This is a genomic window from Microcystis sp. M_QC_C_20170808_M9Col (genome assembly GCF_007095495.1).
Taxonomy (GTDB): Bacteria; Cyanobacteriota; Cyanobacteriia; order Cyanobacteriales; family Microcystaceae; genus Microcystis; species Microcystis aeruginosa.
The window spans coordinates 1-13,525 of record NZ_SFBZ01000011.1; the positions used below are offsets into that span (position 1 = coordinate 1).

14 protein-coding genes and 1 pseudogene are annotated in these 13,525 nt (G+C 41.9%); 5 read left to right on the forward strand and 10 right to left on the reverse strand.

The window, feature by feature from the left end; all coding sequences use genetic code 11:
- Window positions 1–114: 114 nt before the first annotated feature.
- Window positions 115–672 (reverse strand): annotated as a pseudogene (locus tag EWV68_RS00715) (Rpn family recombination-promoting nuclease/putative transposase); the annotation flags it as partial.
- A gap of 365 nt (window positions 673–1,037) precedes the next feature.
- On the opposite strand from EWV68_RS00715, the gene EWV68_RS00720 reads away from it, so the two are divergent.
- Window positions 1,038–1,928 (forward strand): alpha/beta fold hydrolase, encoded by an 891-nt coding sequence (locus tag EWV68_RS00720; protein ID WP_061431610.1) that lies wholly within the window; start codon window positions 1,038–1,040, stop codon window positions 1,926–1,928.
- Between the two features lie 227 nt (window positions 1,929–2,155).
- On the opposite strand, the gene EWV68_RS00725 is transcribed toward EWV68_RS00720, so the two are convergent.
- Window positions 2,156–2,986 (reverse strand): hypothetical protein, encoded by an 831-nt coding sequence (locus tag EWV68_RS00725; protein WP_287168490.1) that lies wholly within the window; start codon window positions 2,984–2,986, stop codon window positions 2,156–2,158.
- A gap of 225 nt (window positions 2,987–3,211) precedes the next feature.
- On the opposite strand from EWV68_RS00725, the gene EWV68_RS00730 reads away from it, so the two are divergent.
- On the forward strand, window positions 3,212–3,448 hold the full coding sequence (locus EWV68_RS00730) for a ferredoxin-thioredoxin reductase variable chain (RefSeq protein ID WP_061431612.1): 237 nt from the start codon (window positions 3,212–3,214) through the stop codon (window positions 3,446–3,448).
- A gap of 16 nt (window positions 3,449–3,464) precedes the next feature.
- Here EWV68_RS00730 and tyrS read toward each other — a convergent pair whose 3' ends face one another.
- Window positions 3,465–4,682, reverse strand: a complete 1,218-nt coding sequence (gene tyrS / locus EWV68_RS00735) for a tyrosine--tRNA ligase (RefSeq protein ID WP_061431613.1) — start codon at window positions 4,680–4,682, stop codon at window positions 3,465–3,467.
- Window positions 4,683–4,879: 197 nt separating this feature from the next.
- Here tyrS and EWV68_RS00740 point away from each other — a divergent pair, with 197 nt between their 5' ends.
- The 3 genes from EWV68_RS00740 (at window position 4,880) to EWV68_RS00750 (ending at window position 7,766) form a co-directional block, all read left to right on the forward strand.
- Window positions 4,880–6,565 (forward strand): glycosyltransferase, encoded by a 1,686-nt coding sequence (locus EWV68_RS00740; RefSeq protein ID WP_061431614.1) that lies wholly within the window; start codon window positions 4,880–4,882, stop codon window positions 6,563–6,565.
- Between the two features lie 95 nt (window positions 6,566–6,660).
- A complete protein-coding gene (locus tag EWV68_RS00745; protein WP_045359981.1) occupies window positions 6,661–6,885 on the forward strand; it encodes a ferredoxin family protein in 225 nt (74 codons plus the stop codon).
- A gap of 143 nt (window positions 6,886–7,028) precedes the next feature.
- Window positions 7,029–7,766, forward strand: coding sequence for an ABC transporter ATP-binding protein (locus tag EWV68_RS00750; RefSeq protein WP_287168491.1), 738 nt, complete (start codon window positions 7,029–7,031; stop codon window positions 7,764–7,766).
- 269 nt (window positions 7,767–8,035) lie between these two features.
- On the opposite strand, the gene EWV68_RS00755 is transcribed toward EWV68_RS00750, so the two are convergent.
- The 7 genes from EWV68_RS00755 to EWV68_RS00785 form a co-directional block, all read right to left on the reverse strand.
- The gene (locus EWV68_RS00755) at window positions 8,036–9,121 is read right to left on the reverse strand and encodes an alanine/ornithine racemase family PLP-dependent enzyme (protein WP_287168492.1); all 1,086 of its coding nucleotides are present in this window, start codon (window positions 9,119–9,121) and stop codon (window positions 8,036–8,038) included.
- 4 nt (window positions 9,122–9,125) lie between these two features.
- Window positions 9,126–10,286 (reverse strand): N-acetyltransferase DgcN family protein, encoded by a 1,161-nt coding sequence (locus EWV68_RS00760; RefSeq protein ID WP_287168493.1) that lies wholly within the window; start codon window positions 10,284–10,286, stop codon window positions 9,126–9,128.
- Between the two features lie 22 nt (window positions 10,287–10,308).
- Complete coding sequence (locus EWV68_RS00765) at window positions 10,309–10,518, reverse strand: DUF3134 family protein (RefSeq protein WP_002803443.1); 210 nt, start codon at window positions 10,516–10,518, stop codon at window positions 10,309–10,311.
- Between the two features lie 252 nt (window positions 10,519–10,770).
- The gene (gene psb34 / locus EWV68_RS00770; protein WP_002734380.1) at window positions 10,771–11,079 is read right to left on the reverse strand and encodes a photosystem II assembly protein Psb34; all 309 of its coding nucleotides are present in this window, start codon (window positions 11,077–11,079) and stop codon (window positions 10,771–10,773) included.
- 173 nt (window positions 11,080–11,252) lie between these two features.
- Window positions 11,253–12,626, reverse strand: coding sequence for a gluconeogenesis factor YvcK family protein (locus EWV68_RS00775; RefSeq protein WP_061431619.1), 1,374 nt, complete (start codon window positions 12,624–12,626; stop codon window positions 11,253–11,255).
- 73 nt (window positions 12,627–12,699) lie between these two features.
- Window positions 12,700–13,185: a Tic20 family protein gene (locus tag EWV68_RS00780; protein ID WP_002797506.1), complete on the reverse strand. Its 486-nt coding sequence runs from the start codon at window positions 13,183–13,185 to the stop codon at window positions 12,700–12,702.
- A 148-nt stretch (window positions 13,186–13,333) separates the two neighbouring features.
- A partial coding sequence (locus tag EWV68_RS00785) for a transposase (RefSeq protein ID WP_287168494.1) occupies window positions 13,334–13,525 on the reverse strand: 192 nt, incomplete at its 5' end.

A 13,525-nucleotide genomic window follows, 5' to 3' on the forward strand; every position in this document is an offset into this window, starting at 1 on the left:
GGTAATTGACCAGGTGAAAATGGGTAAAACCCCACACCCCACCTGCCCCCCCGATGTCGGGGGGGTTGGGGGGGCCACACCCTGCCACCAGGAAAAACTTTTTCAGCAGACCCTAATTAACAAGCGCAGACATTCCGCCTTAACCTTGGCTCGCTCTTTGTTTGCAATGTTCATCTTGGCCATCAAAGCTGAAGCAACCGGATTCGACTGATTGAGAAAATCTCGCCAATTTAATCGATTTAACTGCACTACTTGATAGTTAAATTCTAAGACCTTAAAATCGGTAAAATCGACCACATATTGACTAATCGCTGCTCTTTTTGGCTTTGAATAAGAAAAAATTACAATCGGATAAATCCGTAAGACAAATTTCTCATGAAAGCGAGCAAAATAAGTAAACATTCGCCGGTTAAACCACTTGCGGGAACTTTCCTGTACCTCCAGATGAATCAGAAAAAAAGATTCTTTTCCGCTAAACTTAACTTGTGCGACTAAATCGCTTTCATACCTTTCTCCTTCTGTGACATCGGTAAATACTTCTTTGTCTAAAAAAGTAATCGAGTCCCTATCTCAATAATCGATCAATTGAGGGAAAAACAACTCAATAAATTCCACAAAAAAGGTGGAGATTAACTCCTTAAATAAGCGATCATGGTCAATATTATTAGTCATGTAATATCATCTTAACGAATCTGAGCGATGAATGACTACTCTTCTCTATTGTATTCTGAAAAGTCGGTTTTGGCAACGGATTGTTATGACCTTACCCCCTTAAACTACGAGGGGAGGGGGAACTACGAAAAGAGGGGGATACTTTCCGCAAAAAACCCCACAGAAAACGGGTTTCTTCAAGAAACCCGTTTTCTAGGTGACTTAATACTTCTTTCTAGGGTTCATCATAATTGGCGATTGTTGGGTTCATTTGAGATGAAGTATGACGGTATTTGGCATCATCTCCAGACGATCAGTTAAGCCGCCAGTTAACCCGACAGTATATATTAAGAAAAGCAACAAATACTTTACAGATAAACAAAAATATGCAGCAAATTCTAGGATTAGAGACACAACCAAAAATCTGGCATTGGCGGGGATTCAAAATCACCTATCAGAGTGCGGGGGAGACGGGACCTGCGATCGTGCTTGTGCATGGATTTGGGGCATCTTGGGGACATTGGCGCAAAAATATCCCCGTTTTAGGCGAAAAATGTCGCTGTTTTGCCCTAGATTTAATTGGTTTTGGCGGTTCCGACAAACCCGAACCGAAAAACGAGATCGATTACACTTTCGAGACTTGGGGGGCGCAAATTGCCGATTTTTGTCGGGAAGTGGTGGGGGGGCCTGCTTTTTTGGCGGGTAATTCTATCGGTTGTGTGGCCATTATGCAGGCTGCCGTCGATCATCCCGATTTTGTCCTTGGGGTGGCGGCGATTAATTGTTCCCTCAGACTACTGCACGAAAGAAAACGGGGTAAATTACCCTGGTATCGTCGTTTAGGTGCGGATATTGCCCAAATAATTCTCAAAAATAAAGCAATTGGGGCTTTTTTCTTCCAACAGATCGCTAAACCCCAGACAGTGCGTAAAATTCTCCTGCAAGCTTATCGGCGCTCGGAAGCGGTAACGGAGGAATTAGTGGAAATAATCCTAAAACCCGCCAGAGATCAGGGAGCGATCGAGGTTTTCCTCGCTTTTACCGGTTATTCTGGCGGCCCACTGCCGGAAGACCTGCTGCCGATTCTCCCCTGTCCAGCGATTCTGCTTTGGGGTAGCGAGGATCCCTGGGAGCCCTTGGCCTTGGGCCAAGAATTAGCAGGATTCCCGACCGTAAAACAGTTTATCCCCTTAGCCGGTTTAGGCCACTGTCCCCAGGACGAGGCCCCAGAAATAGTTAATCCGATTTTATTAGACTTCCTACAAGCTCCTATCTAGGGTTTGCGGCAAAAAGTTTGTTGGTGGGGGTAGGGTGTAGGGTGTGGGGTGTGGGGTGTAGGGTTTTACCCATTTTCAGGCGGTCAATTACCTAATTTTCAGGGAAAAAGTCCCTGAATTTTCCCCCCAATCACTCCAATCGCTGGTACTTTTTGATTTCAAAAAAGTCTAAAAATATTATCCAACAAGGTTTTTAGATTTATTCAGCAAACCCTATCTAAGTTCCTCTAGTAACCGGAAGGCCGGGCATTAATGGGTTGTTGGATGGAGAAACCTCGGTTAATACTTGGAGGTGGGACTTGATTGGGGGTGCCATTATTGTTAGGTGGCATTCCCTGATTGGGATAACCAGTGACGTTAGGTTGACTGCTGTAGACGGGGGCCTGATATACGGGGGGTTGATAATAGTTGGATTGGTTGCTAGAGCCGGGGACGGGGTTAGGGTTGGCATTATTCCGGGAGGGTAGGGCCTGAACATTTTGTTGCTCAGGGGAATAATTTCCCTGGGGGTTGACTTGATTCGGGCTGCCCCCGGGGTTGGGATTAGGAAAATTATTCAAGTTATTAGTCCGCGAGCGATTTTCGATTTCCCTTTGTAAAGGATAATTGCTAGTGTCGCCACTAATCGGTCGCACTTGAATCGGTTGCAGACTTTTACTAGGCTTCGGTGCCTGATTTTGCTTAGGCTGCGGCATTAACGGGGTGAACAAAGAGGGTTTCTGGTTGTTATCGGGATTAGTATTTAAAGGATTAAAAGGCTGGGTCGAGGCCGGTTTGTTCAGGCGAGCGGTATTATTATGGGCAGGAATGGCCGGCAATGGTACAGCAGTGGGGAGAGGAGTATCGGTAATCTGGTTAGCCCTGATTTCCCGCTCCTCCAAGGACATTCCTGGGGTATCTAATACCGAACCCAACCATTCAGGATTCTGTTGATATACCCACAAACCAATTAGAGCCAAGGAAAATATTCCTAACGGTAGCCAAAATAAAGGTTGGGCAAAGGGTTTTAATCCCGCCAGGAAATAGCGCATGGAAGAAGAATCTTTATAGTCACTCATACCGCTTAACCCTCTATAGGTTTTCCCCCATGCTATCAAATCAGTGAGCAGTTATCAGTTTTTTAGCCGTCAGCCTTGCACAACAGGTGACGCTTATCTGGAGAAAAAAGCTCAAGCTCTAGGTTTCAATCTTAAGAGTTTTCAGTTCCCCGTTCCCTGATACGGCGTACAATGATAAGATTGTCTTCAAAGATACAATAGGCGTTTGTCTTCGCTAGAGAGTTTATGAAAGTTGGCGATCGAGTCCGTGTAATTGAGTCTGTGGTAGTTTATCACCATCCTGAACACAAATCGGATCCTTTTGACCTGAAAGGACTAGAGGGAGAGGTGAAAGGGATTGTCACCGAATGGCGTGGTAGGCCGGTTAGCGCCAACCTACCCGTCCTCGTCGAGTTCAGTAAAAAGTTTAAAGCCCATTTTCGAGATTTTGAGTTAGAAATCCTGGAAAAAGCCGCCGAATAGGGACTTTTTCGCTTATTTAAGCTACGAAGCGAATAAATTTATTTTTGCCCACCTGTAGGACTTTTCCCGTTAAAGCTTCGGCTGTCTCAAAACTTTTGTCCACATCGGTGATTTTCTCGCTATCGATCCTCACCGCACCCCCCTGAATCTGTCTTCTCCCTTCGCCGCTACTTTTACATAAGCCGGTGGCCGAGAGAAGATAGAATAATTTCAGGGGAAAAGTGACCGCTGCTAGGGAAAATTCGGGTACAGAAGCAGCGGCCGCTGTATTTCCCTGTAGAACTATCTCCTGCGCCGTTTTTTGTGCTTTTAATGCCTCCTCTTTCCCGTGAAACTGGGCAACTACCTCGATCGCCAGTTGTTTTTGTGCCTCTCGCGGATTGCTCGCCATAGCATCTAAGGGCAAATTTGTCAATAGCTCGTAATAATCTTTTAACAAAGCGTCGGGGGTTTTTTCCAGTTTCGAGTACATGGACAGGGCCGATTCCCGCAATCCCACATAATTATTCAGGGATTTGGACATTTTTTGACTGCCATCGGTTCCGATTAAAATCGGTAAAAGTAGCCCGAATTGCCGTTTTTTACCGAAATATTTCTGCAAATCACGACCGACGACAATATTAAATTTTTGATCAGTTCCTCCCAATTCCACATCGGCCTCGACAGCTACGGAATCATAACCCTGCATTAAGGGATAGAGAAATTCATGGAGAAAAATCGGGGTTTCCTGGTCGTAGCGTTCGGAAAAGCCTTCTTTTGCCAACATTTGCCCCACGGTCATGGTGGAGAGGAGTTCGAGAATTTGCGATAGGTCTAATTTCCCCAACCATTCCGAGTTATAGCGAATTTCTAGGCGATTAGGGGTGTTAAAATCTAAAATTGGGCGTAATTGTGCCAGATAATTCTCGGCATTGGCTCTCACTTCTTCGATGGTCAATTGTTTTCTAACTTCCGATTTTCCCGTCGGATCGCCGATTCTAGCGGTAAAATCACCAATAATCACCACTGCTACATGACCGGCATCCTGGAAAGCACGCAGTTTCCGAAAAGGGATACTATGACCTAGGTGAATATCGCTGCCGGTGGGGTCAATACCTAGTTTAATTCTTAAAGGGCGATCAGTAGTTTGCAGTAGTTGGGTTAAATTTTCCCTAGGGTCTTGGGAGTCGGGTTGATGGGGGAATAGGTCACTGGTTCCACGGGTTAGCCAGTCTAGGGAGGAAGATACGGTCATTGTTGCTCATTTTCCACAGCTTTCCCATTATAGTTTTTTATTATGTCAAGTAACAAGCCAAAGGTAAATAAACTGGTATCTTCAATAAGAGTCGATAACATCTTGACAATTCTCCCGATCAAATATAGAGTCTTAAAATCTTCTTTTTCAAAATTATCAAAAAATTTCCCTGTCTTGAATTGCGATCAGATAAGCCGATGAATCCTAGTTTTAATAACTCTATACCAGTGCAGAGTATCAAAGTTTCTGTAATTGTTTCTACCTATAAATCAGCGGAGTTTATCCGGGGTTGTCTAGAGGATTTAGTTACTCAAACTCTTTATGAAAAGGGAGAAGTAGAACTTATTATTATCGATAGTGCTTCCCCGGAGAATGAAGGGGAGATTATCCAAGAGTTTCAAGAAAATTATCCTAATATTATTTACCAGAGAACTAGAGAACGAGAAACCCTCTACCGCGCTTGGAATCGTGCTATTAAACTAGCTAGGGGTTCCTATATCACCAATGGGAATACTGATGATCGTCGCTGTTTTAATGCTCTGGAAATTATGGCTAATTATCTAGATAACAATAGAGAGATTAGTTTAGTTTATGCCGATCAATTAATTACCACCTTCAAAAATGATACTTTTGCCACCACCCCAGCTTTAAAACATTGGAATTGGCCAAATTACTCCTATCAACAGATGCGTCAAGGTTGTTGTGTGGGTTCTCAACCAATGTGGCGAAAAATGCTGCACGATAAATATGGTTATTTTCAGGAAAATTTTCGCTGTGCTGGTGATTACGAATTTTGGTTAAGAATCGGTAGTCAAGGGGAAAAAATGGCTTTAATTCCTGAGATTTTAGGGTTATATTATTTAAATCTCCAAGGCTTAGAACATGGCAGTAATGGTCAAGCATTACAGGAACATTATCAAGTGTGTAAAATCTATAAAATTCCCCACCCAGACATTAAGGATATAGAAATTAAACCCAATCCAGTTAAGATGGAAGATTTAGGCATAATTTTACAGGAAGATGAGCGAGAAAAATTACAAACAATTCAAGCTATCTCCCAGAAGAGATGCCCAATTATTGTTATTGATGGCGTGATCTTTCAAATCGATCAAGGAAAATTAGCCAGGGTTTGGTCTTTAATTCTAGAGCATTGGAGTCAATTAGAATTTAGTCAACACATTGTTATTTTAGATAGAAATAACACCGCACCAAGATGGGAAGAATTTAAATATTGGCCTGCGGAATCCTACGATTATAATTGTACGGGAAAGGATGCCAGAAAAATCCAAGCTATTTGCGATCGCCTACAGGCAAATTTATTTATTTCCACTTTTTATACCAGTCCCTTAAACACTCCTTCTCTACTTTTACTTGCTTATGAATTCCCAGAAGAAAAGGGCAATTTACCAGTAGATTTAGAAAAACACTATGCAATTTTATCCGCTTCTAGAATCATCGCTTTTTCCTCTAATATTGCCCAAGATTTAAGAAAGTTATACCCCACAATTTCCAGCGAAAAAATTGATATTATCGAGTTTTTTCAAGTTAATCAAAAAATAGCCGAAGAAATCACTGATTTTCTCTGGTATGCGCTCAGTGAAACTAAGGAATCAAGTCAGAATCAAGTCTGGTTAGAGTTAAGAAAATTACAGGAAGCACAACAGACAATGTATCTGAAACAACAGCAAGATGATCATACTATGCAAGGGATGGGAATATCCCTAAAAGAATTAGATAATAATCATAACTATCTCCATAAAAATAATCAGGAATTACGGGGAGAAATTAACTATTTGTCCTCCCGTAAGGGAATAGTAAAAACCCTAGCGAAAACTTCTATTTTACTTCTTGCTAAGATCAAGAAAAAACTCCCAATATTTTAGGGAATTAAGAGAAAGTTTCCTAACAATGATCCGATCTTGGCACGGCAGTGCCTAAAAGTGGTAAAGTAATGTTAAGAATTAGAGGAGAAAACACTGTGCCACATTCGATCGTCACTGGAATTTGTGAAGGGGTTGCCGATTGCGTTTCCGCTTGTCCTGTTGCTTGCATCCATCCGGGACCGGGTAAAAATGTTAAAGGAACCGATTGGTATTGGATTGATTTTGCCACTTGTATCGACTGTGGTATCTGTCTACAAGTATGCCCCGTCGAAGGTGCAATTCTGCCACAAGAACGTCCCGATTTACAAAAAACTCCCTAATTTATCAGTTATCAGTGATCAGTTATCAGTTATCAGATGTGAGTTTTCAGTTCACTGATTACTGTTCACTGAAAATGCTTCCCACTTCCCAATTCATAATTCATAATTCATATTACTGTCTGCTATCTCCTTTTTACCTTACCATGGATTATCTTTTAGAAGTTGAACAAGTTTATGCTGGTTATGTGCAGGATTTATACATATTGCAAGGGGTTAACTTTCGCATTGCACCAGGGGAATTAGTCACGGTTATCGGTCCCAATGGTGCGGGAAAATCTACCCTCGCTAAGACGATTTTTGGTTTATTAAAACCCAGTGCTGGAACTATCACTTTTAAGGGAAAAAATATCGCCGGTTGGAAATCTAATCAAATCGTTCCACTCGGTATGGGTTATGTTCCCCAAATTGCTAATGTTTTTCCATCCCTGAGCATCGAGGAAAATCTGGAAATGGGGGCTTTTACCAGTAAAAAAGCGATTAAACCGCTAAAAGAGCGCATTTATGCCATGTTTCCCCGTTTGCTCGAGCGCCGTCGTCAGAAAGCTGGCACTTTATCCGGAGGAGAAAGACAGATGTTAGCCATGGGACGAGCGCTGATGTTGCAACCGGATTTATTAATTCTCGATGAACCTTCGGCAGCTTTATCTCCTATCTTAGTAACCAGCGTTTTTGAACAGATAAAAGCGATTAATCAGACGGGAACTGCAATTATTTTAGTGGAACAGAATGCCAAAAAAGCCCTAATGATGTCCGATCGAGGTTATGTTTTAGAAAGTGGTCAAGATCGTTTTCAGGGATCGGGTCAAGATTTACTCAATAACCCGAAAGTAGGGGAATTATACCTCGGAGCGGCTGATCATGGTGCCAAACGAGATGATTAGGAATTTGTTCAGGATTAAGGGGGATTTTGATTTCTTCCCAGAATTTAGCGATAGGATAGTAATTGAGGACAAATCTCTACGGTGCTGATGTCAAGGTGATAAGTCAGCAGACCCTAAATAGGGTTTGCTGAATAAATCTAAAAACCTTGTTGGATAAGACTTTTGGACTTTTTTCCCCTCAAAAAGTGCCAGCCATTGCGGGGATCGGGGGAAAATTCAGGTACTTTTTCCCTGAAAAACTTTTTCAGCAAACCCTATTTATTCATCGCTCAATACATTTGTGCTACTGCATTGAGAGCATAACTTTTAGTAATAAAAGGAGAAGTCATGGCTGTTAAAAGTCCTCCGTAATCAAGATTAAAACTGACTTCGCTTCCTACTTTTAACCTCTTGTTATGACTATCAAGAACTAGATGATCGCTACTAGAACCTAATATTTTTATCTCCTGACTTGTTTGTAATCCAGAGATAAGAATATCCTGTCTTCCTAATGCAATAATAACTCGACGGTGAATGCCTTGGTCGATAAAGCTGGGAACATTACCAAAAGCATCTCGACCAATTTCTCCAGAGGGTAGAGATGGTTTATCTTTAGATTCGATTACTTCAGCAATTAACCGAAAAGCATCGGTATATAAACCAGGTATAACTTGTCGATTAACTGTTTCACAACCTAATAAAATTGATTCTCCTAAACGCAGATTATTAATCCGACCAACTTCGCTACTTTTTTGATACCATTGATAGTTAGCAGAATTGCCTCCTGAAATAATCGGTAATTTTATTAAAAATTCCTGCTCAATTGTATCTGTTAACACAGATAATTTGCTCATATTATGGCTATCAGGTTTAATACCTCCATAACAAGCCAAATTACAACCCAGTCCAATAATTTTGATAAAGGGAAAAGCGAGGGTCTTTTTGATGAACTTGACCAGATCTTTCGGCAGTACACCTTCGCGTAAATCCCCTAACTCCGTCATGATAATAATGCGGTGTATTTTTTGCTTTTCTTGAGCATAATAGGAAAGTTCCTGAATTGTTGCTAATTCGGTATTTAAGCTGATATCTGCAATGTTAACCACTGATTCTGCTTGACTCAAGGCAGTACGCAACAGAACAAAAGTTGTCACTATTCCTGCTTGTTTCATTTTGAGAATATTTTCGATTCGAGAGTCAGCGATAAAGTTGACTCCACCTTGAATCATCGCCAAGGCGATCGAGGGATCACCCAAAATCGCTTTGGAAACTCCCATCACAGAAAGTCCCTTGCTGCCGTAGAATTGGCAGAGTAAACGAGCATTATGGCGTATTTTCGGGAGAGAAATCTCGATTCTGGGTAAAAGGTCTTTCATCAGCCTATTTGCTCCCAATTGCCGGAATTGCAGCTAAAATTTCTCCTTTGATTTTCCGGTTTAATTTCGGAAAGCGATCGCATAAAGCTTGGACTAATTTCTCACATCCGTGTAACAAAACATCAGTAGTCGGTAACTGAAAATCTCGCTCATATTTGGCAATAATACGCTCAGTGGCTGCTGCGGTGAGATTTTCGTGATTAATCGCAATAGCGATAACTTTAGTGGGAGAAATTGCCTCAATTAGTGAAATTTCTTCCTGTAATTTTGGCATGGCTAAATGAGGAAAATCACAGCGAAATTTTCGGGCTGGGGGATGTTGTAAAATAATCCCATCGGGCCTACTTCCTTTCAAAATTCCCAGGGAACTCATAAAAGCAGGATGACTCAGAGAACTTTGTCCTTCCACTAAAATAATATCGGGTTTTTCTTGCTCAAAAGCTTGAACCACAGCATTTTCAATTTCACCGATGACAAATTGAGAAACCAAAGCATCGATCGAAACCCCATATCTTGCTCCCTGCATCAAGCTAGTTTGTCCAGTAGCGACTAAGACAGACTTAATACCCAAGCCTTGGAGAGTTTGATTAACTGCCACCGCAGTGGTCATTTTTCCGCAAGCACAATCGGTTCCTAAAAAGGCAATAACGGGTATATTTACTTGGGAAATTTGCCCAGTAAATACATGAAGATCAGCTAATTGTGGTGGTTTACGAATGTCTGTAATTTGCACACCATACTGACTAGCTTGCTCCCTAAATTCTAAATCTTCGGAGAAGAATTGATGCAAACCATTAATAATATCCATTCCTTGTGCCATTGCTTCTAAAATTAGCAGCCTTTCTAGGGGGGGAATAAACGCTTCTAAGGGTGCTTTGCCGTAGATATAACAATTGGGAACATCTCTAAGTTTTTCTAAGGCTGTTTGTAAATTGGCAAAAATGGGAATATGATTTTTTTTATCTCCTAATGCTTCTCCCGCATCTTTTCCTGTTAAGGAACTATCCAGCACACCAACAATTGTATATATTTCTGATTGTCGGATCAAGCCAGCTGCCGTTTTTCCATCCACACGTCCAAACTGATTTTCACAGTAAATTAAAGCCGTTTTTTTCGTTGATCCCACTTTCTTAATCTCCTGAATATTAGATAATTGAAATTTCACTCCTAACTCCCAGTCAGACTATTTATTCTTCTTCTTCTATAGCATAATTATCTGGATCGATAATATCGTCTAGTTCTTCTAAAATTTGCGAATCGGGATGAGCATCAGATTGACGTAATTTTAATCTTCCTGTCCGTTCTAACCAATGGAGAAGGGTTTCTTTGGAAGTTATCTGCATAACAGGAATTGCCTGATAGCGAGGTTCTTGACTAAGAGAAGGATTAAATTTCATACCTGTTGAATTTCCTTTGAGAAGTTAACTCTATTGGTTGTTCTATTGTTGATCACGAAGCAACCCACAAAAAACTGAAAAAAATTGTCAAGTTTAGCAAAGTAAAAAAGTTCAGCTGTCAGATTTACTATTTGGACAGATAGATAGAGTCGGTTCCAATATATGCTCCCGATACTTGGGATGCAGACTCTATGGTGTAAATTAAAGTTTTCCTGTCTCGCTCAACTTAAATGTCAATCCTACGGTTTTTATCTAGCTAACGGAAAAGGTGATTAATAACACCAAAGCAACCAACAAAACCGCCCCTACTCCTTGCAAAATATACCATTTTTGCTGTTCTAAAGATGGGGATTTTGATAGATAAATCTTGGGTTCGCTACCATAGTTATTGATGATTCCTTCATCATCTACTGTATAGCCCTCTGGGAGAGGTATATTAAGTGATTGATAGTTTTGCCCGTTTATATCTAGTTTAACCTCAGCAGGAATTAATTCACTTCCATCGCTTGGGGAATAGACTGTCGCACCTGTCTCTTGATTAGATTTAGTAGAGTAGTGCATAATCATCTCTCTTCAAAATCTGAGTATAACACAGAATAAGGCGAAATGGTTTTTAGGCTAATTTTTTCCTAGGGCTTTAATCAGCAAATTTGGCTAATGTCGGCAAATTAAAGCAAAAAATATGATTTTATAACTTGACAAAGCTAGATAAAAACATTTAGTCAACTCGCTATTCACTTTTTAGCATACCAGCGCCATAAAACTCGCGCTAAACGTTGGGGATCATGACTAACTTTGGCAGTAACTTCATCTTCTGCCATTACATTCGCTAAAACAATCCGATAACCCATTTTTCCCACCTCCTCGCGGTCTAAAAACACAGGATGACTATGCTCTTGGGCGTATAATTGCAGAGATTGGGGCGATGGTGCAGTTCTTTGGGCTAAAACTGCATCAAAGACGCGTTCCTCGCAGACTTTTTCGATCGCCCGAATATGATCAGCCACCGAATAATTATCCGTTTCCCCCGGCTGGGTCATAATATTACAAACATAGACACGGGGGACTGTCACCTGTGCTAGGGCCTGACGAATTGCGGGAACCAACAAATTAGGGATAATACTGGTATAAAGACTACCCGGCCCGATAATAATATAATCTGCCTCCTTGATTGCCGCTAAAGCAGCCGGTAAAGCGACCGGATCGGCAGGATGGCAGCCAATCTGACGAATTTGCCCCATAGCTTCGGTTATCTTCGATTCTCCCTCAATAATGCGCCCATCGGCTAACTTAGCCCAGAGACTAACATCGGTAAGGGTAGCAGGTAGCACTTTACCGCGAATGGCCAAAACTTTGGCACTAGCATCGATCGCCTGTTCCAGATCCCCAGTAATCTCGGTCATAGCGCTGATAAATAAATTACCAAAACTGTGGCCCGATAAACCATCCCCGGCATGAAAGCGATATTGAAACAATTCCGTTAATAACTTTTCCTCATCGGCCAAAGCGGCGATACAATTGCGAATATCCCCCGGGGGTAAAATACCCATTTCCCGACGTAATCGGCCCGAAGAACCGCCATCATCAGCTACGGTGACAATAGCGGTGATATTGGAACTATACTGTTTTAAACCGCGTAAAAGCGTCGATAAACCCGTACCGCCACCGATGGCCACAATTTTCGGACCGCGATGGAGACGACGATGAGCCCGTAGGCGATCGACTAATTCCTCCGATGCGTCCGGTTGTAGTGCTTCTGTAATCGTTTCCACGGTGCGACTCTGACCCCAGAATAACAAAAAGACACCCAGCAAAACCGCCAGCGGCCCGGAAACAGAATTAGGGACTAAACGGGCGATCGTTTCTAATGCTTGGGAAACAAACTCTAAAAAGCGATTAACCGGGGTTAATTTTACCCAAATAGCCAAACCGAAGGAGGTGAGAAAAACGCCGCTTAAACTGATTAAAAGCCAGCGTTTGACAAAAAGACCGGGAGAAAGCCATTTAAACCAACGATTAACTCGTTTAGGCGTTTTTCTGCCCACAGAAGCGGCTATTTTCCCCTTCTGAGCGTTGAGTTCCCGTAGGGTCTGTTTAAATGGACTCATAGATGTGGCCTGGCAGCGAACGCATTGATTCTGGAGAGACTGTAGCCGAAAAAGGGGACAAACTCAAGCTGACTTAACCTCCCACTTGAGAATAGGCCGCCTCGGAAATTGTGGGAATATCGGCGTATTTGCCGATAACCGACTGTATAATGCTGTAAACACAGGCGGCAAATGCTCCCAAAAAGACGACGTTAAAAAGAGTTTCTACCACTAAATTCGCCCCTAAACCCCTAGCGACGAAACCTAAGACCAATCCCAATAAATACACCAAAATCTCGATTAAAATCGCCTGCATGGTGTTAAACCGGATAAAATGACTGATGCGGGGATTGCGTACCACGGCGAAAAAGAGGACGAAAAAGACAATTAAACTGCCAAAGCTTCCCAGAGAACTATAGAGAAAAGCTAAGGGATATAAGGCTATTGCTAAGGCCGCTCCTAAAAAAGGAATTTGCTGGAAGATAAAGATACCGAAGGCAAAAGCGGAATATAAGGGTAAAAGATATACTAAAGCTGCAAAAATGCGATCTTTTGTATCGGTTGAGCCGCGCCAAGTCATAATCTATTGTCTCCTGAGACTACTGCTAACTCTCTTCAAGATAACCCGGCAGCCTACCAGACTTCCCATAACCGAAAAAATTGATTGAGGCCGAAGATTCTTGGACCTCGATCGAGTTATCGAAAATTTGGGTTAAAACCCCGTCGTTTTACGACGGCTTTTCCTGATTTTTGATGTAGCACTTAAGAACTTCCAGTGGCGCACCTCCTACAGAAGATACAAAATAACTGGGCGACCAAAGAGCGTCTTTCCCGTATGGCTTAGGATATCCAGCTTGTCCATACCTACGACTAGAGACTCCTTTTAAAGAATTGACCATTACAGAAATAGATAGTTTCGG

Excerpts from the sequence above, each read along its gene's own strand:
- EWV68_RS00720 (WP_061431610.1), top strand. The coding sequence starts at position 1,038 with ATGCAGCAAATTCTAGGATTAGAGACACAACCAAAAATCTGGCATTGG.
- EWV68_RS00725 (WP_287168490.1), bottom strand. The coding sequence starts at position 2,986 with ATGAGTGACTATAAAGATTCTTCTTCCATGCGCTATTTCCTGGCGGGA.
- EWV68_RS00730 (WP_061431612.1), top strand. The coding sequence starts at position 3,212 with ATGAAAGTTGGCGATCGAGTCCGTGTAATTGAGTCTGTGGTAGTTTAT.
- tyrS (WP_061431613.1), bottom strand. The coding sequence starts at position 4,682 with ATGACCGTATCTTCCTCCCTAGACTGGCTAACCCGTGGAACCAGTGAC.
- EWV68_RS00740 (WP_061431614.1), top strand. The coding sequence starts at position 4,880 with ATGAATCCTAGTTTTAATAACTCTATACCAGTGCAGAGTATCAAAGTT.
- EWV68_RS00750 (WP_287168491.1), top strand. The coding sequence starts at position 7,029 with ATGGATTATCTTTTAGAAGTTGAACAAGTTTATGCTGGTTATGTGCAG.
- EWV68_RS00755 (WP_287168492.1), bottom strand. The coding sequence starts at position 9,121 with ATGAAAGACCTTTTACCCAGAATCGAGATTTCTCTCCCGAAAATACGC.
- EWV68_RS00765 (WP_002803443.1), bottom strand. The coding sequence starts at position 10,518 with ATGAAATTTAATCCTTCTCTTAGTCAAGAACCTCGCTATCAGGCAATT.
- psb34 (WP_002734380.1), bottom strand. The coding sequence starts at position 11,079 with ATGCACTACTCTACTAAATCTAATCAAGAGACAGGTGCGACAGTCTAT.
- EWV68_RS00775 (WP_061431619.1), bottom strand. The coding sequence starts at position 12,626 with ATGAGTCCATTTAAACAGACCCTACGGGAACTCAACGCTCAGAAGGGG.
- EWV68_RS00780 (WP_002797506.1), bottom strand. The coding sequence starts at position 13,185 with ATGACTTGGCGCGGCTCAACCGATACAAAAGATCGCATTTTTGCAGCT.